Genomic DNA, 25517 nt, shown 5'->3' with positions numbered 1-25517 from the left:
GTTTTATGGAATCTGTGTGCGCATCGACATCCCGCCCGACCTTACATCTGCTTTGTGGCAAAATTGCTGCCGGGAAATCAACGTTGGCCCATCAGCTGGCGCAGCACACGGGTGCGGTGATCGTCAGCGAGGATGCGTGGTTGGCCCATCTATTTGCCGAAGAGATGCATGATGTGGCTGATTATTTGCGTTGTGCGGGTAAGTTGCGTAACGCGATGACGCCGCACCTGATCGCCTTGTTGCAGCGTGGCGTTTCGGTCGTGCTGGATTTTCCAGCCAATACTGTCAATCAACGGCAGTGGATGAAGGCGGTGATCCACAGCGCCGGGGCAGAGCATCAGCTCCATTATCTTGATGTGCCCGATGACGTGTGTAAAACACGCCTGCATGCGCGCAACGCCAGCGGGCAGCATGACTTCGCCGCAACCGATGCGCAGTTTGCGCTGATCAGCAGCTACTTCGTTGCGCCCCAGAGTGAAGAGGGCTTTAACGTGGTAACGCATAGCGAATTAAGCAGGTAAATGATGAACCCTTCTTTATGTCAGACGCTCAATCTCACCTATCCGATTATCCAGGCGCCGATGGCGGGCGTCTCCACGCCGGAAATGGCGGCGGCGGTCAGTAACAGCGGCGCGCTGGGATCGATCAGCGTAGGTGCTTCAACGCCGCAGCAGGCGGATATCATGATCCGTAAAACACGTTCTCTGACCTCCGCGCCCATTAACGTCAACGTCTTTTGTCACGCGCCGGTACAGCGCAATGCGCAGTTAGAACAGGCGTGGATTACACGCTTCCAGCCCGTATTTGAGCGTTATGATGCGGCGCTGCCCGCGTCGCTGTCGGAGATTTATCAAACTTTCCTCGATAACGACGCGATGCTGGAGGTGCTGCTGGCTAACGCACCTGCCGCAGTGAGTTTCCATTTCGGGTTACCTTCCGCCGCATTTGTGCAGCGATTGAAAAGCCGCGGCATTATTACGCTTGCGAGCGCAACTAGCCTTGCTGAAGCACAGGCTATCGAAGCCGCCGACATCGATTTTATTGTCGCGCAGGGCATTGAGGCCGGGGGACATCGCGGGATGTTTAATCCTGCAGATGAAGATCAGCAGCTCAGCACCTTTACGCTGGTACAAACGCTTCGCAAGGTTTCGCGCCTGCCATTAATTGCCGCGGGTGGGGTGATGGATGGTGCGGGAATTGCTGCCATGCTCAAGCTGGGCGTGGCGGGCGTACAGTTAGGTACCGCGTTTATCTTGTGCCCGGAATCAGCCGCCAATGCGGCTTATCGTCAGGCGTTAAACAGCGAGCAGGCCAATAGCACCGAGATTATTGCGGCCATCTCTGGCCGTTCGGCCAGATGTATCACTAACGATTTTTGCCACCTGGCGCGTGGATTTGCGCAGGATTCCATTCCGCCTTATCCGCTGGCCTACGCGCTAGGCAAAGCGCTGGCTGCCGCTGCAGCGGCCAAAGGTGATCATGGATTTGGTGCTCAGTGGGCCGGTCAGGGCGCTGCACTGGCGCGAGAGATGCCTGCGGCAGAGCTAGTGAAAACGCTCGTTGCGGAGTGGCAGGCGGCGTAAGGCGGCAAAAGCGCGTTCATTGACGCTCAGCGTTCAGTAGCGGGATAACAAAGTCGATGAAGGCACGCACTTTGGCAGGGGGAAGGTGCCGCGAAGGATACAAGGCGTAAAGCGGAAAACGCTCGCCTTGCCATTCGGTGAGTAATTCTACTAAGCGGCCTTCAGCAAGCAGCGTTTCAATACCGCTGGCTTTGATGCGCGCAATACCGGCACCCGCCAGACAGGCCGCGAGCAGCGTGCCGGATTCATTGACCATCAGGCGGCTGGAAATTTTGGCCGCAACCACGTCGCCATTTAAACGGTACTCCCACTCGAGCGGCAACCCGGTCATGGTGCTTTTCATCTGGATACAGGCGTGATGAGCCAGATCGTCAGGTGTGGCAGGTTGGCCATGCTGACGCACATAGTCTGGCGATGCGACCGTCACCGTGCGCGTCTCCAGTAGCTTGCGTGCAACCAGCGAAGACGTGGGTGGATGCCCAAAGCGCACGGCAATATCAAAACCTTCAGCCACCATATCGCCAAGCCGATCGCGCACCACCAGCTCCAGAGCAATCTCCGGATAGCGCTGCATAAACCTATCAATATGCGGCGCCAGAATGTGGCGTGAGAAAAAGGGATCAACATTAATGCGCAGCCGCCCATGTATCGCGGTGGAAGCGCCGGAGGCCAGACTCACCGCATCGCCAATGCCCGCCAGCAATGGGCTTATCTCTTCATACAGTGTCCGCCCCTCATCTGTCAGGGTGACGGCGCGGGTGGTTCTGTCAAACAGTCGTACGCCGATGCTGGTTTCCAGACGTGTCACCGCACGACTCACGCCAGAGGGCGACAAATTGAGCGCGTCAGCCGCGCGAGCAAAACTGCCGCTGTGTACGATAGCGGCTAACACGCTGATATTTGACAACAAACGGCCATCAATGCTCATCAAAATTTCTCACATACGCAGGGTGATTCTATGTCATCAAAGTAATGAGTCGATGTGCATTCTGTCAATTAACCGGGTTTCCTATACTGCCGTCCGTACCGTTTCTTTAAGCAAACAGGAAATTAACCCATGTATGTGATCACTGGTATTACCGGAAAGGTTGGCGGCGCAGTTGCGCGCGCCTTACTCAGCAACAATCTTCCCGTGCGCGGCGTAATGCGAGATGTCAGTAAGGCCGCCCAGTGGCAGGACCTGGGCTGTGAGGTTGCCTTTGCCGAAATGAAGGATGCCAGCGCATTGGCCGATGCGTTTAACGGTGCGACTGGCGTGTTCATTCTTCCCCCGTCGGATTTTGATCCCGCGCCGGGATTTCCCGCCGCCCGCCTCATCATTGATGCAGTGGTCCAGGCTATTCGTTGCGCATCGCCTGAGAAAGTGGTTTGCCTCTCGACCATTGGTGCTCAGGCCGAGAAAACGAACCTGTTAACCCAGCGTACCCTGCTGGAGCAGGCGCTCAATGCACTGGATCTGCCGGTTACTTTCCTGCGTCCGGGCTGGTTTATGGAGAACTGCGCATTAGATGTCGTCTCTGCGCGTGATAATGGTGTGATTCACAGCTATTTACATCCGCTGGATAAAGCGGTACCGATGATCGCCACCGCTGATGTCGGCACCCTGGCCGCAATGTTGCTGCAGCAAGAGTGGCAGGGGAAACGCATTGTTGAGTTAGAAGGCCCGCAGTGCGTGACACCCAACGACATTGCTAACACGTTTGCCTCCATTCTAGGGCGCCCGGTGGTTGCGGAAGCCGTCGAGCGTGATGCGTGGGAAGCGATTTTTCGTTCGCAGGGGCATCAGCATCCTTTACCGCGCATGCGGATGATCGATGGCTTCAATGAGGAGTGGATCTGCTTTGAAAAGCCGCAGGCAGAACGGGTAATGGGTGAGACGGAACTTGAAGTGGTGTTGCGCGCTTTGCTCAAAACCGCAGGCTAATGAAATCGGCGCCAAAGAAAATCTGCACCGCTAAGCCCTTCGGTGCAGATTTTTCATCCTTTCACTCTCGGTTTTCAGGGCTCATCAATACGCGCGACTTTTAATGTGGTTTGTTCCCCGTGACCATACACTTTTCCGCTGACGCGGACTTTGTCATCTGCCGAATAGGTTTTTCCCTTAAAGGCCTTTGCATCTGCGATAATTGTTACGTTTCCGGTGTTATCGCGAAATTTGTAACTGTCACCTTTTAATTTTTCGACGATATATCCCTCCAGCGTAACGTATCCTCCCTGACGGAAATCCCGTATTTGGGATATTGCGGTCTGTCCGGTATCTTCAGAACCTTTGTAACCCGCATCCTGTTTATTCTGCGGCGGCGGGGTTTCCCCGGCTTTGAATCCACCTTCAGCGGCACTCACACCTAAACTAAACATCATTATTACCGAAGCCAAAATAATAGGTTTCATCGTCTCTCCATGGATTTATTCGTTCATGCTGGATTAAGTCTGGCACAAATATTCACGATTGCACTGCAAGCGCACCGGTAATAACAAACGCCACTTCTGAGTATTTATGCCAGGGTATAAAGGTGACTTTTTTATCAATCGGGATAAGCGAGCCATTTCATTCGCGGTGCGCTTATTAGCACACCTAAAATTAAATCCCATTAATTAGGACAATAACGCATGAAAGCTATCGTCTATAACGGACCTTTTGATGTATCGGTAAAAAATGTACCGGATGCCAAAATTGTCCGCCCAACAGATGCGCTGATTCGTATTACGACCACGAATATCTGCGGCTCAGATTTACATATGTATGAAGGGCGTACCAGCTTCGAAGAGGGGCGTATTTTTGGTCATGAAAATCTTGGAGAGGTGATTGAAGTTGGCAGCGGAATAGAACGTATCAAGGTCGGAGACTACGTTTGCATGCCTTTTAATGTCGGATGTGGTTTCTGTGAAAACTGTGAAAAAGGCTTAACCGGCTTCTGCCTGACAGCCAATCCGGGCACAGCGGGGGCTGCCTATGGATTTGCCGAGATGGGCGCCTGGGAAGGGGGCCAGGCCGAGCTGCTGCGGGTGCCTTTTGCCGATTTCAATTGCCTTGTGCTTCCTTCGGATGCGCAAGAGAAGGAGGAGGATTATGTCATGTTGTCAGATATCTTCCCCACCGGCTGGCATGCGACCGAACTCGCAGGTATGCGGCCCGGCGATAGTGTAGCCATTTATGGGGCCGGGCCAGTAGGCTTGATGGCGGCCCATTCCGCCGTGATCAAAGGGGCGTCACAGGTCTTCGTGGTGGATACGCATGCCGACCGTCTTGCGCTGGCAGAGAAAATGGGCGCTACGGCAATCAATGCCGTGGGGGAAGATGCCGTTGAGAAAATTCTTGCGCTGACCAATGGCCGTGGTACGGATTGCGGCTGCGAATGTGTGGGCTACCAATGCTGTAATCGGCATGGGCATGAAGACAATAGCGCGACGATGAATAGCCTGGTCGCCTCGACCAAAGCAACCGGCGGTATTGGCGTGGTGGGGGTATTTATTCCGCAGGATCCAAACGCAGCCAGTGAGCTGGCAAAGGTCGGTAAAATGCCGTTTGATTTTGGTAGCTTCTGGTTTAAAGGGCAGTCAATTCGTACTGGCCAGGCGAATGTAAAAGCGTATAACCGCCAGTTAGCCCGGCTAATTGCAACAGGTAAAGCTCAGCCGGGCAGTATTATCTCTCATCGCTTATCGTTGGAAGAGGGGCCCGACGGCTACCGTCATTTTGACGATCGCGACGATGGCTGGACCAAGGTTATCCTTAAACCCTAAATTGCCCGCTTGTGGCGCCACGGTCGCCATCCTTTACGCGATGTCGACCGTGACGATTAACCCGGCCTGCAATCAGAAAAGAGATGTCCCTGATTAATCCACTCTGACAAGCTATTATTTGCGTCAAGTCAACCTAAGCGAAACGGGTATTTAGTGACTGAACGAGTAAGTCTAAAAAAATAATTAAACGCTTCGTTTAAAATTACGCCTCTTTAAATCAATGTTATTGATTCATTCGCGCATCATTTATACATGAAGCGGCAATCTTTCTGATTTTATGCTCTACAGTTAATGGGGTCTTAACCTGAAGGAGCATGTGACATGTCGAAAGAAAAAAAAGAACAGAATTTAGAACATACCGCCCCGCATAAAGGGCCTGAAACATCTCAACCGGGATTAGGGGATTTAGCGCCGCAGGGCGGAGGACATAAACCTGCGGCAGAACCGACGCCACCGGGCAAACAGCCCACTGCACCGGGCAGCCTTAAAGCCCCCGAGACGCAAAACGCGAAACTTGAGCAGCTTGATGAGTATCGTAAAAATGGCGAAAACGCCGGGCTTACGACCAACCAGGGCACGCGGATTGCAAACGATCAGAACTCGCTTACCGCGGGTTCGCGTGGGCCAACGTTGCTGGAAGACTTTATCATGCGTGAAAAAATCACGCATTTTGACCATGAACGTATCCCAGAGCGTATCGTCCATGCGCGTGGTTCAGCCGCACACGGCTATTTCCAGCCCTATCGTTCGTTAGAAGCCCTGACCAAAGCCGGCTTTCTCAGCGATCCCGACAAAACCACACCTGTCTTCGTGCGCTTTTCCACCGTGCAGGGGGGCGCCGGATCGGCCGATACCGTGCGTGATATCCGTGGATTCGCCACCAAGTTTTACACCGATGAGGGCGTGTTTGATTTGGTCGGCAACAATACCCCGGTATTTTTCATTCAGGATGCGCATAAATTCCCGGACTTTGTGCACGCGGTAAAACCCGAGCCGCATAACGAAATTCCGCAGGGACAGAGCGCACATGACACTTTCTGGGACTATGTGTCGCTGCAGCCTGAGACGTTGCATAACGTGATTTGGGCGATGTCCGATCGCGGTATTCCGCGCAGTTATCGCACCATGGAAGGGTTCGGCATTCATACCTTCCGCCTGATTAACGCGGAGGGTAAAGCCACCTTCGTGCGATTCCACTGGAAACCGGTTGCCGGCAAAGCCTCGCTGTTGTGGGATGAAGCACAGAAGCTTACGGGCCGCGATCCCGATTTCCACCGCCGCGATCTGTGGGAAGCGATTGAAGCCGGTGATTACCCGGAATACGAATTAGGCCTGCAGCTAATACCTGAGGAAGACGAGTTTACATTCGATTTTGATATTCTTGATGCGACAAAACTCATTCCTGAAGAGCTGGTACCGGTTGAGCTGGTCGGTAAAATGGTACTCAATCGCAATCCAGACAATTTCTTTGCGGAAACCGAGCAGGTAGCGTTCCATCCGGGACACATTGTTCCGGGACTGGACTTCACCAACGATCCGCTGCTACAGGGACGACTGTTTTCCTACACCGACACGCAAATTAGCCGCCTCGGTGGCCCCAACTTCCATGAGATCCCGATTAACCGTCCGGTTTGCCCTTACCATAATTTCCAGCGACAGGGCATGCATCGTACGGAAATTGACACTAACCCGGCCAACTATGAACCCAACTCGATCAACAATAACTGGCCGCGCGAAGTCCCACCGGCGGCCAAGCAGGGTGGATTCGAAAGCTATCAGGAGCGGGTGGAAGGCAGCAAAGTACGCGAGCGCAGTCCGTCGTTTGGTGAATACTACTCCCAGCCAAGGCTGTTCTGGCTGAGCCAGACAGCGGAAGAGCAGCAACATATTATTGGCGCTTACTCGTTTGAGCTCAGTAAGGTGGCGCGTCCCTATATCCGTGAGCGCGTCGTTGATCATCTGCTGCAAATCGATGTCAACCTGGCGCAAGGCGTGGCGAAAAATCTGGGCCTCAAGCTGAGCGATGAGCAGCTTAAGACGGCGCCGCCAAAAGATGTGAATGGCCTGCAAAAAGATGAAAGCCTGAGTCTGTATGCGCAGCCGAGTGGTGACGTTAAAGGTCGCCAGGTGGCCTTACTGCTCAGTGACGGCACGAAAGCAGCCGACGTTCTTGCCATCCTTCAGGCACTGAAGGCAAAAGGTGTGCATGCTAAACTGCTGGCCGCGCATATGGGGCAAGTGCTGGCCGATGATGGTTCCGTTCTGCCGATTGACGCGACCTTTACCGGACTTCCTTCGCTCACCTTCGACGCGGTGATTGTGCCTGATGGCAATATCGATGCGTTACTGCTCAGCGGTGATGCGCGCTATTTCTTGCTGGAAGCCTATAAACACCTCAAAGCGATTGGTCTGAGCGGCGATGCGCGTCGGTTTAAAGCGCAGTTCAACGTGCAGGACAGCGAAACGGAGGAGGGGCTGGTGGAAGCCGCCAAAGCGGAGGGAACATTGATGGATGATTTCCTGACCGTAATGGCGTCCCACCGGGTCTGGTCGCGCAGTAAGAAAGCATTGACTGTAGCGGCATAAAAGCCGTGGGCGGAGTGAATTGCTCCGCCCTCTGCAGGCTATTTTTCCGGCTGGTGAGTGTGGGCGTCGGTCACCATCGGCTTAATCTCAAACACGCCTTGCGAGGCCATCACAGAACAGCTTAGTGCGGCCGCCAACGTTAGCCCAATCCATATCTTCTTCATCTGTCCTCTCCCGCAAAAATATTATTTCACTTTCAGGTTTAGCATTGTTTATTTGAAAGTCGAGCATGATGAGGATTTTAAGAAATATCCTTCCTGATAAGTTGGATTAAAGGTGAATTTAAGTATCACCCGAAATCATTTATTAAGGTAACCAGTTATTCCTGATTGCCGCGTTAACGTGTGATTTTCATTTTTATTCTGAAATCTGAACTAGCCTTGATCGTGGCAGTTATTTAGTGGCTGCATTCGGCGTCCACATCGTTAAACTCTTCAGGAAAACCATTTTGGAAAATCAGCAATATTCTCATCCGCAACGTATTAATGGATTCGCCGGACTGGGTGACTATGCGGCAATTGGGGAAGGACGATCCGTGGCGCTTATTGCGCCAGATGGTTCTATCGACTGGTGGTGCGCACCTAATCTCGATTCAAAACCCCTTTTTGACCAAATACTTGATCCACAGATTGGCGGTTTCTTTCAGATCGTCCCCGTGGCGGATTACCGCGTCACGCGCAACTATCGCGAAAAAAGTAATGTGCTTGAGACCCGTTTCGATACCGATAGCGGGTCGGTGCTGCTAACAGAATCGATCAATAGCACGCTGGCAGGGCGCTTACCCTGGAGTGAACTGGCCAGGCGTATTGAGGGGCTGGCAGGTGAGGTGACCTTAAGAATTACGCTGCGCTTCGGCACCGCCGCCGAGACGCGTTCCCCGTGGATTGCGGACAGCGCACAGGGCAAGGTGTATCACATTGCCGATTTGATGGCGATGCTGCGCACCAGTGAAGACATTATTCTCGATCATATCGACGATGAATTAGTGACCGGCACGCTCACCGTGAGCAAAGGCGCACGTTCGCTTTGTGCCCTGCTGGTAACGGAAAAAGAGCCGCTGGCGGTTCCGGACATGAATGCCATTGATGGCCGCATCGAAACCAGCGACACGGCATGGCGTGACTGGGTCAACAGCCTGAGCTATAGCGGCCGTTATGCGCCGCTGGTGATACGTTCGGCGCTGTCGTTGAAATTTCTCTGGTACTCGCCGACGGGCGCGCTGGCGGCGGCCGCCACCACATCACTGCCTGAAGGTATCGGCAAAGAGAAGAACTACGACTACCGCTACGCCTGGGTACGCGATGCCTGTCTGATCATTAAAGCCTTTATTTGCCTGGGCGCGCTGGAAGATTGTAAAGCCGCGTTCTCCTGGCTCACGCAGACCATCATCGATCATGGCGTACGGCTCCGCGCCTGCTACACCCTGGAAGGTGAGAAAGTCCCTGAGGAGCGCTATCCAGCGTTACGCGGCTATCAGGATTCGCAGCCGGTGCGTATTGGTAATAACGCGCGCGATCAGATTCAGCTCAGCATGTACGGCGATATGCTGGCCACGGCGCAGGGCTTCGTGGAGGCCGGACACGTGCTGGACCTCACCACCGCGCGCCTGCTGGGTGAGCTGGCAAACTGCTGTGCGGATAGCTGGCGCCAGAAGGATTCTGGCATTTGGGAGTTGCCGGAAGAACAGCACTATACCCATTCGAAGATGGCATGCTGGCTGGCTTTAGATCGTGCGGTGGTATTGGCCGAAAAGAAATACATTGAGCCCACCTGGGTTGAACGCTGGAAGCGAGAACGTGACCGCATTAGCCACTGGATCGAAACGCACTGCTGGTCTGAGACGCTGCAGAGCTATACCTTTTATGTGGGCAGTGATGAGCAGGTCGATGCCGCGCTGACGCTGATGCACCATTATGGCAACAGCGTTAATCCGCAAAGGATGCTCTCCTCTTATCGCGTAATCCGGCGCGAACTGGGGAATAACGGTGCGATGCTTTATCGCTATAGCAACGTAGATAAAGAGGAGAGTACTTTCCTGGCGTGCTCTTTCTGGATGGTGGAAGCCTGGGCGGCCATGGGCGATGGCGCCGGTGCAGAAGCGATGATGGAAGAGATTTTGGTCGCGCTTAATCGTCAGGGTAACGTCGACATTTTCAATGAAATGTATGATGTCCGCACGCAGTCATGGCGAGGGAATATGCCTCAGGGGCTCAGCCATCTGGCGCTGATCTTCGCGGCTCAGGGCATTAGTCATGCTCTGAAGCCATCATAAAAAAGCCCGCATAGCGCTGGCCCAACGATCGCGTATGTAACGCGTGCGGTATGAGTCGACCACGGAAAGTGGTCGACTCATACTACCGTACTCGCTTGTAACGGTCATAGGCGGTAGTGATGGCGCGCTAACCTGCCATTATCTGCGAGTCACCGCGGCGTTTTAAGCGGTTGTATTGATATTTCATCCCAGCCGATTATCCGCAGAGACTAATCTGATAGTTCACCTTCACTCGCTGATTTATCCACTATCAACTTCCCCTCTGTTATTTACATGCTTAACTCTGTTGTGGGCTTAAAACAGAGGACACAATGCCGTTAAAAAGGAAAATGGATAAAAAGGTCAACACCGAATCTGGCCTGCTGAAAAGCATTGTGCTGTCCGGTCTCTTCCTGATCCTCACGGTGGTCGGTATGAGTCTTTGGACGCTACGGGAAGACTGGCTGGCCACGGTGCATCAAACGCAGGAAACGGCGATGAATCTCGCCGTGTCGCAGTCGCGCCAGGCGGAAGATACCTTTCTCCAGGCAGAACTTTCGCTGAGACAGATACAGCGCGATCTGCAACTGCAGTTGGCGACAGGGATTCAGGGGGCGGATCTGAGCCATACTATGCGTGAGTTGCAGCACCGCCTGCCGCAACTGCACGGACTGTTTTATTACGATGCGGACGGCACATGGATCGCGACCTCTGCCGATCGCGTGCCCAGCAACATCAATAACGCCGATCGTGAATACTTTACTTATCAGCGCAGCAACCGACGCAATAACCTGCACATTGGCCCGGTGATTCGCAGCCGCAGCACGGGCGATCTGGTGATCCCCGTTTCCCTGCGGGTGAGCGATGCCAGTGGCGGATTCAAAGGGGTATTGTTGGCGACCATAAAGGTGGATTATTTCCGTCGTTTTTACAGCTACTACGAGCTCGGCAAACGCGATGTGCTGGTATTAATGTTGTCCGACAGCACCGTGCTTTATGCTCGTCCGATGCCAGACAGTTACATTGGTAAAGATCTCTCCTCAAGTCCGCTGTTTCAGCATATGCTCGCCAAAATGGATCGCGGCAGCGGTCAATGGAAGGCGGCGCTGGACGGGCAAGCGCGGATCTTTGGCTTTGCGCGTTCTGACCGCTATCCGATCATCGTCGCCGCGGGTTACAACGCCGACGATCTCTTTAGCATTTGGATTAATGGGCGGGGGCAGGACATTATCCTCAGCCTGATTCTGCTGTTGACCATCTTATTACTGGGGACGTTTCAGCTGCGTCATGCACGGCGCGTATTGCGCTATCAGCAGGAACTGACCAGCCTACGTGATGAGCTGCACAAGGCCAATCTGTCGCTGGACAAGCTCGCACATATTGACGGGCTTACCGGGTTAGCGAATCGCCGGGAATTCGATCGCTTCCTCCGTGAAGCGCTGGGCAACGCGGCCGCAAGCGGTAAACCCCTTTCGCTCATCATGATCGATATCGATTTTTTCAAACATTACAACGACACCTACGGACACATTGCGGGAGATGAAGGGTTGAAGGTGATAGGTGAGCTACTGGCTTCGTTATCCGTGAGGCGATCGGATATGGCGGCCCGCTACGGTGGTGAGGAGTTTGCGCTTATCTTGCCGGATACCGCATTCGATGAGGGGATAGCGCTGGCTAACCGCGCGGTAGAAGCCGTGAGGATGATGAAGCTGCCCCATGCTTCTTCACCGCTCGGTCACGTGACGCTTAGCGCCGGCTGTGCCACGACGTCCACGCCCGCCACGGTTTCCGCAGTAAAACTGCTGGAGCATGCCGACCATGCTTTGTATAGGGCGAAGCGTGGCGGGCGTAATCGTGCGCAAGGGATCGATGTGCCGGCGTTGCCAGAGCAGAGAAGGGAGTAACCGACTGACATTCTCGTCTCTGGCTTATTCCACCGTCGGCAGCTGATAGTTGATATATTGGCGAAGCGCTTCGTGCATTTGGCTATTTAGCTCATCATCTAACCCGCGCTCTTCATATTCTTTTGCTAGCTGAATGATAACCTCATCATATTTTCCCTTAAAGGTGATGTTATTTACCGCAACTTGCTTGATCATCAGTTCGCGCAAGGCAGCAACTTCGATTTCCAGCCTGTTTACGTTCTCTTCAAGTTCTTTCACTCTCTCTTCACTCGACATACTGCCTCCGGGTGTTAATCAAATTTAACGGTGTAGGGGAAGGATGATATAGCCAGAATATCGCATTGGCCTGTTATTAATTCAAGGGAAAGGAAACGGTTAACGTTACCTTATTAACAATTTGCATTGGCTGGTAATAACCCATTCATGAGAAATAATTGGCCTCGATTATTTAGCGATAGGCGTCAATAAACCGAAGCGCATCGAGGTTACTTTGCCACGGGAAGATCGGATAAACGTGTTGTATATGCCGGTGAAAGCATCTCACGCTTCATTGCCCAGGGCTTCTGGATACCCTGTCCGGCAAACCATAACGCACCGCGCTGGTGGGCATTCATCTTGTCGATCAGTGCCATTAGCTGCTCGCTGTTGTGACGCGGCTGATATTCGGCAAACAGGTCGAACTGCGCCACGCCATCGCTGAAAAAATCCCCCAGCATCACGCCGCCTTTCATGTAGCGCTTACCGGGAACCCAGATGCGATCCAAACAGTTGAGCGTCGCCTGAATGATGTCACGACTATCGGCAGTTGGCGTAATAAGCGTCTGGCTAGCGGCATTCGCATAATAGGGATGATGCGGATCGTGTGGGCTGGTGCGAATAAAGGTGCCAATATGGCGACAATATTGCCGCTCGCTGCGCAGCTTTTCGGCGGCGCGGGCAGCGTAATTGGCAATAGCCTCGCGCATATCGTGATAGTCGGTAATGCGGTCGCCAAACGAGCGCGAGCACAATATATTTTGCCGATTCGGGATCACCTCATCAAACGCCAGGCAAGGCTCACCGCATAATTCACGTACGGTGCGCTCCAGAACCACGCCGAAGTGTTTGCGGATCAACGCTGTGGGCGTTTCAGCTAACTGCAGCGCGGTATCAATGCCCATGAGATTGAGCTTTTTCGATAAGCGGCGACCGACACCCCATACCTCTTCAACCTTGACCCGCTTCATCAATTCACGCTGGCGCAGCGGTGCGGAAAGATCCATCACATTCTCGGCTTTGGTCCAGCGCTTGGCGGCCCAGTTGGCCAGTTTGGCGAGGGTTTTGGTGGGGGCGATACCGACCCCCACGCGCAGATGCGTGTCCTGATAGATGCGATCGCGAATATCCCGCCCCAGCTGTTCTAGCGTCATACAGGCGTTGATGCCGGTGACATCAACAAAGGCTTCATCAATGGAGTACTCGTCGACGCGTGTGGAGATCAGCGCCAGCGTCTCCATCACGCGCCGCGACATATCGCCATAAAGCGCATAGTTGGAGGAGAACACCACCACGTTATGGCGCGTTAACTCTTCGCGATGTTTAAAGTAGGGCGCACCCATTTTAATGCCGAGCTTTTTGGCTTCTTTACTCAGCGAAATAATACAGCCGTCGTTGTTGGACAGCACCACAATCGGTTTGCCGCGCAGATCCGGGCGAAACACGGTTTCGCAGCTGGCGTAGAAAGAGTTCACGTCCACTAAGGCGAACATTAGCGGCCCAACGTTTTGATCACGTGTTTGACGATGCCGAAGACTTCGAACTGATCCACATCGGGAATGGGGATGATCGCATGGGCCGCATTCATGGGTTTGAGGTGCAGGTAGGGCCGCAGCATAAGTTGTTTGACGGTGAATTCACCCGAGAGAGAGGCGACCACAATATCGCCGTGCCTGGGCTTGGGGGAGCTGTCTACCACCAGCAGGTCCCCCTCCGCAATACCGCCTTCAATCATGGAATCACCGCTTACTCTGATGAAGTAGGTTGAACTGGGGTGATCCACTAAAAAGTGGTTGAGGTCAATGCGCTGTTCAACGTAGTCCTGAGCCGGCGAGGGAAAGCCACAGGGCACCCGGCTAATGAATAAAGGAAAGTCTACAATGGCACGGATTTCCGCGGGCTGATAAAACTGCATGGCTGCGATCTCAAATTATTACTGTATGTGTATACAGTAATATCGAGTGGGCAGGTTGATCAAGCCAGTACCGGCGACTATCTGCAAAACAATTGGCAGGAAAGGGAATTTAATTTTAGTGAGAGGCCGCGGCTTGCCCATGCAGAGGCAAGCCATAAACGGGATGCGAAGGCTAAATCATCATCCCCAAAATCTGCAGCGTGCTCTGCTGCGAAGCGGTGATGAATGGAATGTCTTTGATGTGTTGCATGCCGAAGGCTTCATAGAACTTACGTGCGCGGACATTCTCGCCTAATACTTCCAGCCACAAGTAGCCTTCGCGCTTATCGCGTGCCTCATTAATAATGCTCTCGAACATCCATCTGCCGTAATTCTTGCCGGTTTCTTCCGGGTTGAGGTACAGCTTGTTCAGCAGTGCGCCGCTCATGCCTGAATCCGGTACCGGTGTGTTCCAGGTGACTTTGGCAAAGCCAATGGGTTTGTCCGTCTCGGCGATAAGCCAGCTCTCATTCGATGCGGCCAGACTGCTGGCAAGCTCGATGAGGCCGTACTCTTTGTCGATAAAGGCATCCAGTTCTTCTGCGGAAACCCACATATGCTTGAAATGCGCACTGTAGGTCATGCGTCCCAGCTGGTGCAGCAGCTCTGCATCCTCCGCCTGGGCTTTACGTATGGTGAACTCCATGCCAGCTATCCTTTCTCATTCTTGTTATTAACCTTATCGTCGGTCATCACAATCATGACCGAAGGGCACTTACCATAGCGTGTTAGTAACAAAAACCCAAGAAAACAGGCGATTACTGTTAACAAATGCGCGCAGCAACGGCGTCGATCTTTATCTTCTTACTCAATGACCCGATAATACCGTAATGCCGAACAGTTAAGCGCCGTCTCACATCACCGCACCTTCCGTAGCGGCGCGATTTATCGCGCAATACATTGCGCCGCTACAAGGTGTGCTCTCGGTAATGAGGGTTTTCATGTCTTAACTGACAACCATTACCCGATAATACCGCAGTATCGTTGCAGCACGCGCTGCGTAAGGCGGGAAGCCGATGATCTATAGTTAACACTGAGAAGCAAGCGTAAGCCCATATTCTCAGGAGGTAAAAGATGTCAGATTCGCAACCTAAAATTATCGGTGAAGCGGCCTACGCCTTGCTGGTACGTCGCGAGGAAGTCAACGTCTACTCGCTGCTGGCCGAACTTGCGCGCATGTCGGAAAACGAGAAAAGTCGTCAGCGGCTGGAGCGCATTGCGCATGCCCGCCAATGGTTAATGGCGCATCGTCAGCCGGCAGAAAGCGATAATCGCGCCCATTCGGCGTTACGTGGCCTGAGTCGACAGGAAGGGAGCGTTAGAATGCCCTCTGCGGATGGAGACGACAGTTGACGCCACAGGGCCCAGCGCCGGTCGCTGCCGGCGCTGGGCTCACGAATTTGGAAATAATAAGTTTCCAATTATCCGAATCCGCTCCCATTAGCACTTTTTGCAACAAACACCCCCGTATAAGTTCAGTAAGCTTTTTGTACAGCTTTAGATTAACCTGTACAACTTTCATTAGGTCAGCTGACCTAACATTTTAATTTATTGGGGTCAATTATGCGTCAGAACGGATATACGCCAAGTTCAGTCGAGGCCATTGCCAACTATTTCAGCAAAGCGTCTCTGCCATCGCAGCAAGAAACATTAGGACAGGTTGTGGTCGAAATCCTGCGTGAAGGACGTAATCTGAACCGCAAATCGCTTTGCACCAAGCTTCTGCGCAGACTTGAACTCGCTTCCAATGCGGAAGAAGAGCACCATTATCATCAGTTGATCGGTCTGTTGTTCGAACGTGAAAGCTAAGAACTGATTTGACGTCCAGGTTGTACAACTATAAGACTTTACTCTGATAACGCACTTCCTTGTGTATGACCTGTGACAGGCTGTACTGCGCTACACTGACTTGTGTAGCGCACCCATTTTGCCGTGTGCCGGGTTGAGGGCGAAGCGGCATTCAGAGATTCGTTATGAATAGAAGTGAATACCAGAAAATAATCGATGAAATAATCGGGGAAGCGGCGCTAGTGCTGTTGCAAAAGGCGGGGCCGGTAAATACTCAAGCGCTGATTGATCAGCTTATATGTATGAAAGAGCAGAGCACCGACCACGAACAGCGTGAAGCGATTATCGCCGCTATTACCGATGTGCGTAACAGCATCCTGGCGGGTAAGAAACTGCGGGAAGAGCAACCAAACAGGGACAATGTTCTGCCGCTATTTGGTGATAAGGAACAGTCTGGCAGCAACCGCAAGCATTAAGCGTTTGCCTCGTGTTTAGTGAATTATCATTTGAACGTATCGCTATCAGTACGGGACTGGAATCATGTCGGAAAATCACGACCTCTACTCTGCACTGCCTGACATTGAGTTGGCAGAGCATTTTCGCAATGCAGACAGCAGCCTAAAGCATGAATCGGCAGTATTGGATAGAGTTATTCGCCACGTGCTGGCCACCGAAGGGCGCGTCAGTAATAAATCGATCATTCTCTGCCTGATTATGGCACTGGAATCTGCGGATACCGATGCTGAAGGCGATATCCTGCGTAGAACGCTGGAAATCGTTGTGGGCTATACGCCAGACGATGCCTGATAGTTGATTTTTGCCCCCCCAGCCGTGGGGGGCAATTTAGTGCATCATACCTGCCAGTAACCGCATCGCGGCATCGCACAGGCGCCGCAACTCTTTATCCTTTGTCCCTGACTTCATTACATGAAGCGATAAAGAAATATCATGCGCTTTGAAAACGCGCTCCTCCCTGATGAACTCCGCGACGGCCATACCGATGAGCGCATAAAGGTCCGGTGTTGGACGGTTTTCATCTCTCAACATCACCTCCGATGCTTGTATATATATACAGTCTGGCATAGGGAAATAGACGGCGATACCTTTTTCGTGCGTTGTGTTGAGGGAAGGAATAAATAAGCGAAGCGTTAATTAAGCGATAATGTGTGATAAATGCGCGGGTTAAGCCAAAATAGTAGCGTGAAAAAATTTACTCTTTTTTCAATAGCGCCGCTTTCTGTTTCGCTCTATCAATGTTAAATCTGTGTAACCAGGTGCGAAACTGCTTCAGCTGGGCTTGTGAGGAGCTTTCATTAGAAAGCGTGCAAATATAAAGCTGACTCTGCGTATGATTATTCATACCCAGCGCATAGAATTCACTTTTATTTTCACGGTGTTGCAACTCAATTCCCGTGAAATGCATTTCTTTGCGCAAATGCAGAATAGCTTCGAACTTTTTAAAGTCCATCATCATGCCCTTATTATTCTAAGTTGATAGCAAGAGGAGCTGGCTTCATATAGCGTAAACCTATGCAGAGAGTAAGCCAGCACATGTTGAACTGAGTCGCTTAAATCACGGATAGCCACGTTTCGCGACGGATCGCTTCAGCCATTTACGTTTACTCCCGCTTTGCTTATCCATCGCTAATGCGCTGGCGCTGGCAGGATCAAAAAGTGACAGGCTTTCTATCTGGTGCACCATAATCACTTTACGAAATTCCAGCGCGCTTTTCGGCGTGGAAGAGAAATCAATACTGTGATTGTGGTACCACTTACTGTAGTTATGCTCGATCGCCAGATTCAGCGTACGGGCGTCGCGATAACCGCTGAGCATCGGAATCAACACAATATTTGCCGTGTTGGCATATTCGAACGTAGCGGCATGAATCATACCAATATATATACGCTTTGATTTCAGCGTCACCCAGGCTAATTCACCTTCTTCCATGCACTGCAGTAATAGCTGCTCAATGCCATTAGAGCGCGAAAGTCGCTGATAAAGCTCTTTGCGGCTGCCCGGATTAAGGCGTGCGCTGACAGCCCAGTTAGAGCGATACATACAAAACAGAATGGCGAAGGCCAGCATCAATACGACCGGTGCCTGAATGCCTAAAAAACTCCAGGTCATGAAATCGACATTCCAGTGAACATTCTCCATCGACGACAGCGCAAAAGCGTTGTTCACCCCCGATGCGATAAGCAATATGAGCCAGATTATTCCCGTTGCCAGCACGCCTTGTAGCACAAATATGCAGCCATAAAGTGCAATAAGAAAATAGACATCCCAGCCGAACGAACGCTTAATCTTTAAGCGACTCGACATATCACGACTGGTATACCAGTAGCCGCATACCATCATGACCATAAATATTGCGGTACCCATTTAAATATCCTTCAACGTCATGACATGCTGAGCAAAATCGCGCTGTACTTCAGGGCTCAATGCATTTACCGAGGCGTTACCATCTTCATCGATAATTATTCTGTCGCCTTCCTGTATCGATTCCTGAATATCCTGGCGAGTCATCACTTGCACCAGCGCCTCTGGACTACCGAACATAGACGTTAAAAAACCAAACATAGCGAGGGATCCTTTTATTCATGCCAACACAAACTATGGCACATCCCTCGACAGCTACGCGCTTAAAGGCGGCGTGATGGATGATATCGGTAACTTTCCGGATTAATCTGCCAGCAGGTAATAAAAACGGAGAGGAATAAATAGACAGCAGCCATAATAAATTACAGCTGCTTTTATTTTTGCGATCAGAAAAGCTCAAGATAGAGTGATTTAATCATCTCAACGCTACACTCGCGGGGATTTCCACCGGTGCAAATATCGTCATAGGCGGCCGCGGCCAATGCTGCGGCATCCTCCACCCGCATACCGATATCGCGTAATTTGAGCGGAATACCGATGTCACGATTGAGGCGGGTCACGGCGTCAATCGCCAGCGTACGCGCCTCCGACAAAGAACATTCATAGGCGCCTTTGATACCCAGCGCATGCGCGATATCGCGGTATTTCTCACCGGTATATTCCGCATTGAAAGCCATAATATGCGGAAGCAACACGGCGTTGGCGATACCGTGCGGTGTGCCATAAAAAGCGCCCAGCGGGTGCGCCATGCCGTGTACCAGCCCCAGTCCGACATTGGAAAAGCCCATACCAGCAATGTATTGCCCCAGCGCCATATCGGCCACGCCGGCTGACACACCTTTCACGGAATCACGCAGCGAACGGCCAATAATCTCAATCGCTTTGAGATGGAACATGTCGGTCAGTTCCCAGGCGCCGCGGGTAATAAATCCTTCAATGGCGTGGGTCAGTGCGTCTACGCCGGTTGCCGCTTTCAGGCTGGCTGGCATGCTGGCCATCATGTCGGGATCGATAATAGCGATCGCCGGGATGTCATGCGGATCGTAGCAGACAAATTTGCGTTTCTTCTCTTCATCGGTGATGACGTAATTGATCGTGACTTCTGCAGCCGTGCCGGATGTGGTGGGCACAGCAATAATTGGCACCGAGGGATGGCGCGTGGCGGCACCACCTTCCAGCATGCGCACGTCGGTAAATTCGGGATTAGCAATCATCATACCGATGGCTTTGCAGGTGTCCTGCGGCGAGCCACCGCCCACGGCAATCAGATAATCCGCGCCCGCACGGCGAAATGCAGTGACGCCCGCGTGTACCACCTCTACGGTTGGATTAGGGATCACGCGATCATAAACCTCATAATCCAGGCCGTTTTGCGCCAGCAGGTCGGTAATTCGAGTGGCGACAGAAAACTTGATCAGATCTTTATCCGTGACCACCAGCGCTTTGGTAAAACCGCGCTTGTTAATCTCATCAACAATGGCGTTGATAGCACCCGAACCAAAGTAAGCCGTTTCATTGAGGATCATTCTGTTAATCATGTTAATTACCTTCACGTAGATGCCATATTTGATTTTTTTGATTAAAATCATCAAGATAAAATGATTTAACCCTATTTAGATCTACGGGGTAAAAGGGATGTTTATATTGCGTTTCCTCAATAAAAGCGCTGTTTCCCGCCTGCTGGACTGGCGACGCGCAAGTGAGAGGAAAGTAACGGAGAGTCGAAGAGTGCGCAGGGCGGAAATGGCGAAAGGCTGCCAGCGATGCAGCCAGCGTTGGCGGGGGCGATCAGGAACCTAACCGCATATTCTCGGCGCGTTTTGCGGTGTCATAAACATATTGCAGCATGGGTTCCAAATCGGTATCGGGGCCGGAACTGATAATCTTGCCGCGCAGCCACTCTATTTCGCTGGTGATATCCGGAGGGAAAATGGTGTTGTTCTGCGCATTGCGCAGCCACTTAAGCAGAAAGTTATTCTTACCGCGTACGCCACCCGACTTTTTCGTTTTGGCATTGATTTTCAGCGCAATCAAAATGCAGTAATAGAAGTGAACGCGCTGGCTGTAGTTTTGCGGCATCATTTTCTACCTCCCACCCTGACATGGCCAAAATGTGAAGTTGATCGGTTTTCCATCATCCTGATTCCTGCCTGAAGTCATCTCAATGCGCTGATTTATGCTCTCAAGAGCCGTAACTCCGCACTGTGACCGCGCGGTAGACGCACCATATGACAATCTTTGCCGCCGAATCAAGTCGGCTTAATCTGGGAAATGTTTGCCGGCATGGTGGTGTCCGACGAGGTTGTGGCAGTCAGAAAACTAAGCGAAGCGCCTGAAAAGCCACGGATGCAATTTTTTTCCTGCCTGAAGCTTAAAACGGCCACTTATCCTATAGCGAAGCCGTATGCATCTGGCAATATCGTGATCTACGTCTACACTTAAAGCTGACGATGTTCGCTGTCAGGTTGCCATGTGAGTCCAGATCATGTTTGTTTGTGGGGAGTTAACTATCGAAATACCGTGTTGTCGGCAAAATCTCCTCGCACGCCATTCTGCGGTTTTTAACCGCCTCTCTCATTCAACTTGTCTCCGAACATCCACAGAAGCGAAACCCCAGGATACAGGAGGAGAGTCGTGACCCCCGCGGTTAATCAGAACAACACGTTGCCGTCGTTGAGCGGCGGACTTTATGCCTTCTTTTTTGACGTCGACGGTACGCTGGCGGCGATTCAGTCGCAGCCCGAGTCGGTTTCAATTCCCGCCTCGGTTCGCCAGCACCTGCAACACATTTCCAATCTTAGCCACGGCGCGTTAGCACTGGTCTCTGGACGCCCGATTGCGCAACTGGATGAACTGGTTGCGCCACTTGAAGCGCCAGCGGCCGGCGTGCACGGCGCTGAGCGGCGTGATGCCAGCGGACGCGTCCATCGTCACAGCTTGCCGGGCGATATCGCCCATACCTTGCAAACTGAGCTGCAGCAAACGCTGGATCAATGGCCCGACACCCTGCTGGAAGTCAAGGGTATGGCTTTCGCGCTGCACTATCGCAATGCGCCGCAGTACGAAAACGCCATTATGCAGCTGGCGGAAGATGCCGTTGCACGTTTTCCCGAGCTGGCGCTTCAGCCAGGAAAATGTGTCGTAGAACTGAAACCGCAGGGCATTGATAAAGGTGCCGCGGTGCGTGAGTTTATGCAGGAAGCCCCGTTTATCGGACGTATTCCGGTATTTGTGGGAGACGACCTGACAGATGAAAAAGGATTTCTCGCGGTGAACGCGATGCAGGGGATTTCTGTCAAAGTCGGTGAAGGTGCCAGCCACGCACGCTTTCGTCTGAACAGCGTTGAGGCAGTGTGGCACTGGCTTGAACAACTATTATTACAACTAGAACATGACAATGTTGGTAAGGAGTTTAGGTTATGAGTCGTTTAGTCGTCGTATCTAACCGTATCGCTATTCCCGATGGCAGCAAGGCCAGCGCAGGCGGACTTGCTGTCGGTATTTTGGATGCACTGCAAGATACCGGAGGATTATGGTTTGGCTGGAACGGAGAGATTAGCGAGTTCTCTGGTGAAGATGAGGATGAAGAGCTCACGCAGCTCGAGCATAACGGAATTACCTACGCGTCATTGCCGCTCAATCAGAACGATTACGATCAATATTATCTCCAATTTTCGAATACCGTGATTTGGCCGGCCTTCCACTATCGCCTTGATCTGGTTGAGTATCAACGTGAAGCCTGGGACGGTTACTGCCGGGTTAATACCTTACTGGCGCAGCGCCTAAAACCGCTGCTGCAGCCGGACGATATTTTGTGGATCCACGATTATCATCTGCTGCCGTTTGCTGCCGAGCTACGTAAACTCGGCATTAATAACCGCATTGGCTTCTTCCTGCATATTCCGTTCCCGACGCCAGAGATCTTCAACGCTCTGCCGCCGCATCAGGAGCTGCTGGAGATGATGAGCGATTACGATCTGCTGGGATTCCAGACAGAATCCGATCGCGTTGCGTTCCTCGATAGCCTGAGCCAGCTAACGCAGTTGCAGAATAAAGGTGAGAAAAAGCACCTTGCCTTTGGCAACACCTTTATGACCGAGGTGTATCCCATTGGTATCGAACCGGACACCATTAAAGAGATGGCTGAAGGACCATTGCCACCGAAGATGGCCGCGATGAAACGCGATCTGGGTGATTTGCAAAATATTATTGCCTGCGAGCGTCTGGACTATTCAAAAGGTCTGCCAGAGCGTTTTCTGGCATACGAAGCTTTACTGGCGAATTTCCCGCAGCATCGCGGCAAAGTGCGTTACTCGCAGATTGCGCCAACCTCACGCGGTGATGTGCAGGCGTATCAGGACATTCGTCACCAGCTGGAAACCGAAGCGGGGCGCATTAACGGTAAATACGGCACCTTGGGCTGGACGCCGCTTTATTATCTCAACCAGCACTTCGATCGCCGCCTGTTAATGAAGATCTTCCGCCTGACCAACGTTGGCTTGATAACGCCATTACGTGATGGGATGAATTTGGTGGCGAAGGAGTATGTTGCGGCGCAGGACCCCGATAACCCAGGCGTACTGGTGCTGTCGCGCTTTGCCGGTGCGGCGCAGGAGCTGACGTCCGCGCTGATCGTTAACCCTTACGATCGTGATGACGTAGCGGCCGCGCTGGATCGCGCCTTGACCATGCCGCGTACCGAGCGTATTTCGCGCTACAACGACATGATGGCTGTGTTGCGCAAACAGGACATTTCACATTGGCGTGAAAGCTTCCTGAAAGATCTGAATACCTTGCCGGTGCGTAGTGAAGATCACGGTACGGTAAATAAAGTCGCTACCTTTCCCAAATTAGCGTAAGACAGACCCTTTGGTCATGTAGGGCCGCCAACAATGGTGTAATGCTCGTCAGTTAAGCATGAATCGGTCACCATTAATGGTGACCCTACGTGGATATCGCCGGGTTTTCGTAGGGTGCGCATTCATGCGCACCTGCATAAACAGGCATTTTTTTGCTTAAGTGAGCGGCATTACGCCAACAATGGTGGCTCTACACGCATCGCATACTCCACAAACCACTAGCTCTCCATTTGCAGCCTGCCACTTTATTAGCCTGAATCGTGTCCTGCTGCCCGCTGTACTGCAAAGCGTTTTCACGCGCCACCATAACCTGACGAAATCGATTTCATTTCTTAATGCCGTAATGGGCTGACACATCAGAAAAAAAGCACATTTTGGTTAAAAAGCAGGCAGTCAAACGGCAAAAAGCGCTTTTTTTTGTCGCAACCCTAAAGATTCGTCGTGGCACGCCGATAGTTATCGTGAGATAAACCGCAAATCCGCTGATTCATTCATTTCTCTAATGTAACGCTCTGTTACATACCCTGTCGTACGCTAAACACTCCCTACGATCTACTGACAGTTCCCTGGCGCAGCGCGCCCAGTCTTCACGCTTCGCTTGCGGCATAGTAATGGTGCTTGCAGGCAATATTCCCTGTAAGTGATTAATTTAGAAGCGAATAATTTCGCTCTGTTTCGGAGTATTATCCTGCATATAACGGCTATTGTAGCGGGATATAGCACTAATAGTGCAGATGGGCAGATAACTGATCGTGTGGTAATGGCAATCTCCGGCAGAGACTAAAACCGGTGTTGCGTCGATGAAATATTAAGGAAACAATTCGAATTCGTACAAAAAACGCACAACATAAAAGCGATGCTGAAGGTTTCAGAAAAAAATTTGCCTTAAAAGTGTGACACAGATCACACTTTATCTAAAATTTCGCGCCACTCACGTTGTATGTCGAAATCAGACGATATAGATTTGCCTTGTTTTCGGAATAGTCTTAAAAAACTGTAAGCAGACGTCACGGAAGATGGTTACAACTCAAGCAAAGAATGGCCTGGAGTTTTGATTACTACTGATCAGCGTCCTGACAGGAAATGAAACGGTCAGGAACGCGTTGGCTCAAGCCTGATTATTTTTTTGCCATCTTTAGATTTACCAACCAGCAGCCCGAACCATAGAACATTTAATTCTGTGGCCGTATATGTGTCGCGTCTATCAGGATGGAAAAAAATGGGTACATCAGAATTACTAAAACATATATATGACATCAATTTGTCATATTTGCTTCTTGCTCAGCGTTTAATTAACCAGGAAAAAGCTTCAGCAATGTTTCGTTTAGGCATCGATGAATCGATGGCGGATGCATTGTCACAATTAACTTTACCTGAGATGGTAAAATTAGCGGAAACCAATCAACTGGTTTGCCAGTTCCGCTTTACCGATCACAACCATATTAATCGTCTGACCCAAGAGTCACGCGTGGATGACTTGCAGCAAATCCACACCGGTATTTTATTATCCAGCCGCTTACTGCGTAACGCGTCGAAAGATGACGTTTCTGCGAAGAAGAGGGCAGTTTAATGAGTGAAAAAAGTATTGTTCAGGAAGCGCGCGATATTCAGCTGGCAATGGAGCTGATTACATTGGGCGCGCGTCTGCAAATGCTCGAGAGCGAAACGCAATTGAGCCGCGGACGCCTGATTAAATTGTACAAAGAATTACGCGGTGCACCCCCACCGAAAGGCATGCTGCCATTCTCAACCGATTGGTTCATGACCTGGGAACAAAATATCCACTCCTCTATGTTCTGTAACGCCTGGCAGTTCCTGTTAAAAACCGGATTAAGCAGCGGCGTTGAAGCGGTGATCAAAGCGTATCGTTTATACCTTGAGCAGTGTCCGCAATCGGACGAGGGCCCGCTGTTGGCGCTGACGCGCGCATGGACCCTGGTGCGATTCGTTGAAAGCGGCATGCTGGAACTTTCTGACTGTAAGTGCTGCGGTGGAAGCTTTATCAACCACGCACACCAGCCAGTCGGCAGCTTTGTCTGCAGCCTGTGCCAGCCGCCATCACGTGCCGTAAAAAGACGTAAACTTTCTGCAGATTCTGCCGATACCTTTCCACAACTGCTGGATGAACAGGTTAAACGCGCCGTTTAAGTTTGTTCGCATCGTGGAAAACATCCAGCAGCGGTTAATACCGCTGCTTTTTTTTTGCCTGCGAT

The 25517-nt window shown here is 51.7% G+C and carries 28 protein-coding genes; 15 read left to right on the top strand and 13 right to left on the bottom strand.

What is annotated here, in order from left to right; genetic code table 11:
* The first annotated feature begins 5 nt into the window (after positions 1 to 5).
* On the top strand, positions 6 to 521 hold the full coding sequence (locus tag CRO19_RS00915; protein WP_097094175.1) for a P-loop nucleotide/nucleoside kinase family protein: 516 nt from the start codon (positions 6 to 8) through the stop codon (positions 519 to 521).
* A 3-nt stretch (positions 522 to 524) separates the two neighbouring features.
* Entirely contained in the window at positions 525 to 1583 is a 1059-nt protein-coding gene (locus CRO19_RS00910; RefSeq protein WP_097097550.1) for an NAD(P)H-dependent flavin oxidoreductase, read from the top strand.
* 16 nt (positions 1584 to 1599) lie between these two features.
* On the opposite strand, the gene CRO19_RS00905 is transcribed toward CRO19_RS00910, so the two are convergent.
* Positions 1600 to 2511 (bottom strand): LysR family transcriptional regulator, encoded by a 912-nt coding sequence (locus CRO19_RS00905; protein ID WP_097094174.1) that lies wholly within the window; start codon positions 2509 to 2511, stop codon positions 1600 to 1602.
* Between the two features lie 129 nt (positions 2512 to 2640).
* Here CRO19_RS00905 and CRO19_RS00900 point away from each other — a divergent pair, with 129 nt between their 5' ends.
* On the top strand, positions 2641 to 3507 hold the full coding sequence (locus tag CRO19_RS00900; protein WP_097094173.1) for an NmrA family NAD(P)-binding protein: 867 nt from the start codon (positions 2641 to 2643) through the stop codon (positions 3505 to 3507).
* A gap of 74 nt (positions 3508 to 3581) precedes the next feature.
* Here CRO19_RS00900 and CRO19_RS00895 read toward each other — a convergent pair whose 3' ends face one another.
* The gene (locus tag CRO19_RS00895) at positions 3582 to 3974 is read right to left on the bottom strand and encodes a YgiW/YdeI family stress tolerance OB fold protein (protein WP_097094172.1); all 393 of its coding nucleotides are present in this window, start codon (positions 3972 to 3974) and stop codon (positions 3582 to 3584) included.
* Between the two features lie 219 nt (positions 3975 to 4193).
* Between CRO19_RS00895 and CRO19_RS00890 the strand changes: the two genes are divergently transcribed.
* Together CRO19_RS00890 and katE are read left to right on the top strand one after the other, a co-directional pair.
* The gene (locus tag CRO19_RS00890) at positions 4194 to 5327 is read left to right on the top strand and encodes a glutathione-independent formaldehyde dehydrogenase (RefSeq protein ID WP_097094171.1); all 1134 of its coding nucleotides are present in this window, start codon (positions 4194 to 4196) and stop codon (positions 5325 to 5327) included.
* A gap of 321 nt (positions 5328 to 5648) precedes the next feature.
* The gene (gene katE, locus CRO19_RS00885; RefSeq protein ID WP_097094170.1) at positions 5649 to 7913 is read left to right on the top strand and encodes a catalase HPII; all 2265 of its coding nucleotides are present in this window, start codon (positions 5649 to 5651) and stop codon (positions 7911 to 7913) included.
* Positions 7914 to 7951: 38 nt separating this feature from the next.
* Here the strand turns inward: katE and CRO19_RS26220 are convergent, their stop codons facing one another.
* Positions 7952 to 8077 carry a hypothetical protein gene (locus tag CRO19_RS26220; protein ID WP_320204454.1) on the bottom strand — a complete coding sequence of 42 codons (126 nt, stop codon included), beginning with the start codon at positions 8075 to 8077 and terminating at the stop codon, positions 7952 to 7954.
* A gap of 284 nt (positions 8078 to 8361) precedes the next feature.
* On the opposite strand from CRO19_RS26220, the gene CRO19_RS00880 reads away from it, so the two are divergent.
* Entirely contained in the window at positions 8362 to 10185 is a 1824-nt protein-coding gene (locus tag CRO19_RS00880) for a glycoside hydrolase family 15 protein (RefSeq protein WP_097094169.1), read from the top strand.
* A 311-nt stretch (positions 10186 to 10496) separates the two neighbouring features.
* A complete protein-coding gene (locus CRO19_RS00875) occupies positions 10497 to 12068 on the top strand; it encodes a sensor domain-containing diguanylate cyclase (RefSeq protein WP_097094168.1) in 1572 nt (523 codons plus the stop codon).
* A 24-nt stretch (positions 12069 to 12092) separates the two neighbouring features.
* Here CRO19_RS00875 and CRO19_RS00870 read toward each other — a convergent pair whose 3' ends face one another.
* The 4 genes from CRO19_RS00870 to CRO19_RS00855 form a co-directional block, all read right to left on the bottom strand.
* On the bottom strand, positions 12093 to 12344 hold the full coding sequence (locus tag CRO19_RS00870; RefSeq protein ID WP_097094167.1) for a hypothetical protein: 252 nt from the start codon (positions 12342 to 12344) through the stop codon (positions 12093 to 12095).
* A gap of 209 nt (positions 12345 to 12553) precedes the next feature.
* Positions 12554 to 13816: a translesion error-prone DNA polymerase V subunit UmuC gene (gene umuC, locus CRO19_RS00865; RefSeq protein ID WP_097094166.1), complete on the bottom strand. Its 1263-nt coding sequence runs from the start codon at positions 13814 to 13816 to the stop codon at positions 12554 to 12556.
* Positions 13816 to 14238 (bottom strand): translesion error-prone DNA polymerase V autoproteolytic subunit, encoded by a 423-nt coding sequence (gene umuD / locus CRO19_RS00860; protein ID WP_097094165.1) that lies wholly within the window; start codon positions 14236 to 14238, stop codon positions 13816 to 13818. The genes umuC and umuD overlap by 1 nt, the downstream gene beginning before the upstream one ends.
* A 172-nt stretch (positions 14239 to 14410) precedes the next feature.
* On the bottom strand, positions 14411 to 14923 hold the full coding sequence (locus CRO19_RS00855; RefSeq protein ID WP_097094164.1) for a GNAT family N-acetyltransferase: 513 nt from the start codon (positions 14921 to 14923) through the stop codon (positions 14411 to 14413).
* Positions 14924 to 15351: 428 nt separating this feature from the next.
* Here CRO19_RS00855 and CRO19_RS00850 point away from each other — a divergent pair, with 428 nt between their 5' ends.
* The 4 genes from CRO19_RS00850 (at position 15352) to CRO19_RS00835 (ending at position 16872) form a co-directional block, all read left to right on the top strand.
* On the top strand, positions 15352 to 15630 hold the full coding sequence (locus CRO19_RS00850; RefSeq protein ID WP_097094163.1) for a hypothetical protein: 279 nt from the start codon (positions 15352 to 15354) through the stop codon (positions 15628 to 15630).
* Positions 15631 to 15840: 210 nt separating this feature from the next.
* Positions 15841 to 16086: a regulatory protein YcgZ gene (gene ycgZ / locus CRO19_RS00845; protein ID WP_097094162.1), complete on the top strand. Its 246-nt coding sequence runs from the start codon at positions 15841 to 15843 to the stop codon at positions 16084 to 16086.
* A gap of 164 nt (positions 16087 to 16250) precedes the next feature.
* Positions 16251 to 16541, top strand: coding sequence for a hypothetical protein (locus CRO19_RS00840; RefSeq protein WP_097094161.1), 291 nt, complete (start codon positions 16251 to 16253; stop codon positions 16539 to 16541).
* Between the two features lie 64 nt (positions 16542 to 16605).
* The gene (locus CRO19_RS00835; protein ID WP_097094160.1) at positions 16606 to 16872 is read left to right on the top strand and encodes a biofilm development regulator YmgB/AriR family protein; all 267 of its coding nucleotides are present in this window, start codon (positions 16606 to 16608) and stop codon (positions 16870 to 16872) included.
* A gap of 36 nt (positions 16873 to 16908) precedes the next feature.
* On the opposite strand, the gene CRO19_RS00830 is transcribed toward CRO19_RS00835, so the two are convergent.
* From CRO19_RS00830 to CRO19_RS00805, 6 genes are all read right to left on the bottom strand, one after another.
* Positions 16909 to 17112, bottom strand: a complete 204-nt coding sequence (locus CRO19_RS00830) for a hypothetical protein (RefSeq protein ID WP_141400220.1) — start codon at positions 17110 to 17112, stop codon at positions 16909 to 16911.
* A gap of 163 nt (positions 17113 to 17275) precedes the next feature.
* Complete coding sequence (locus tag CRO19_RS00825; RefSeq protein WP_320204453.1) at positions 17276 to 17539, bottom strand: hypothetical protein; 264 nt, start codon at positions 17537 to 17539, stop codon at positions 17276 to 17278.
* Positions 17540 to 17638: 99 nt separating this feature from the next.
* The gene (locus CRO19_RS00820) at positions 17639 to 18448 is read right to left on the bottom strand and encodes a hypothetical protein (RefSeq protein ID WP_097094157.1); all 810 of its coding nucleotides are present in this window, start codon (positions 18446 to 18448) and stop codon (positions 17639 to 17641) included.
* Positions 18449 to 18646 (bottom strand): hypothetical protein, encoded by a 198-nt coding sequence (locus CRO19_RS00815; protein ID WP_097094156.1) that lies wholly within the window; start codon positions 18644 to 18646, stop codon positions 18449 to 18451.
* Positions 18647 to 18831: 185 nt separating this feature from the next.
* Positions 18832 to 19983: a lactaldehyde reductase gene (gene fucO, locus CRO19_RS00810; protein WP_097097549.1), complete on the bottom strand. Its 1152-nt coding sequence runs from the start codon at positions 19981 to 19983 to the stop codon at positions 18832 to 18834.
* Between the two features lie 250 nt (positions 19984 to 20233).
* Positions 20234 to 20524: a hypothetical protein gene (locus tag CRO19_RS00805; protein ID WP_097094155.1), complete on the bottom strand. Its 291-nt coding sequence runs from the start codon at positions 20522 to 20524 to the stop codon at positions 20234 to 20236.
* Between the two features lie 555 nt (positions 20525 to 21079).
* Here CRO19_RS00805 and otsB point away from each other — a divergent pair.
* The 4 genes from otsB to flhC all read left to right on the top strand — a co-directional run bounded on the left by otsB (position 21080) and on the right by flhC (position 25452).
* Entirely contained in the window at positions 21080 to 21868 is a 789-nt protein-coding gene (otsB, locus tag CRO19_RS00800; protein ID WP_097094154.1) for a trehalose-phosphatase, read from the top strand.
* Positions 21865 to 23304 (top strand): alpha,alpha-trehalose-phosphate synthase, encoded by a 1440-nt coding sequence (gene otsA, locus CRO19_RS00795; protein WP_097094153.1) that lies wholly within the window; start codon positions 21865 to 21867, stop codon positions 23302 to 23304. Before otsB ends, otsA begins: the two co-directional genes overlap by 4 nt.
* A 1219-nt stretch (positions 23305 to 24523) precedes the next feature.
* A complete protein-coding gene (gene flhD / locus CRO19_RS00790; protein WP_008102850.1) occupies positions 24524 to 24874 on the top strand; it encodes a flagellar transcriptional regulator FlhD in 351 nt (116 codons plus the stop codon).
* Positions 24874 to 25452 (top strand): flagellar transcriptional regulator FlhC, encoded by a 579-nt coding sequence (gene flhC / locus CRO19_RS00785; protein WP_097094152.1) that lies wholly within the window; start codon positions 24874 to 24876, stop codon positions 25450 to 25452. Before flhD ends, flhC begins: the two co-directional genes overlap by 1 nt.
* Positions 25453 to 25517: the final 65 nt, after the last annotated feature.

It is taken from the genome of Candidatus Pantoea floridensis, from assembly GCF_900215435.1.
Lineage (GTDB): Bacteria > Pseudomonadota > Gammaproteobacteria > Enterobacterales > Enterobacteriaceae > Pantoea > Pantoea floridensis.
This window is presented reverse-complemented; position numbering and strand designations above follow the sequence as displayed.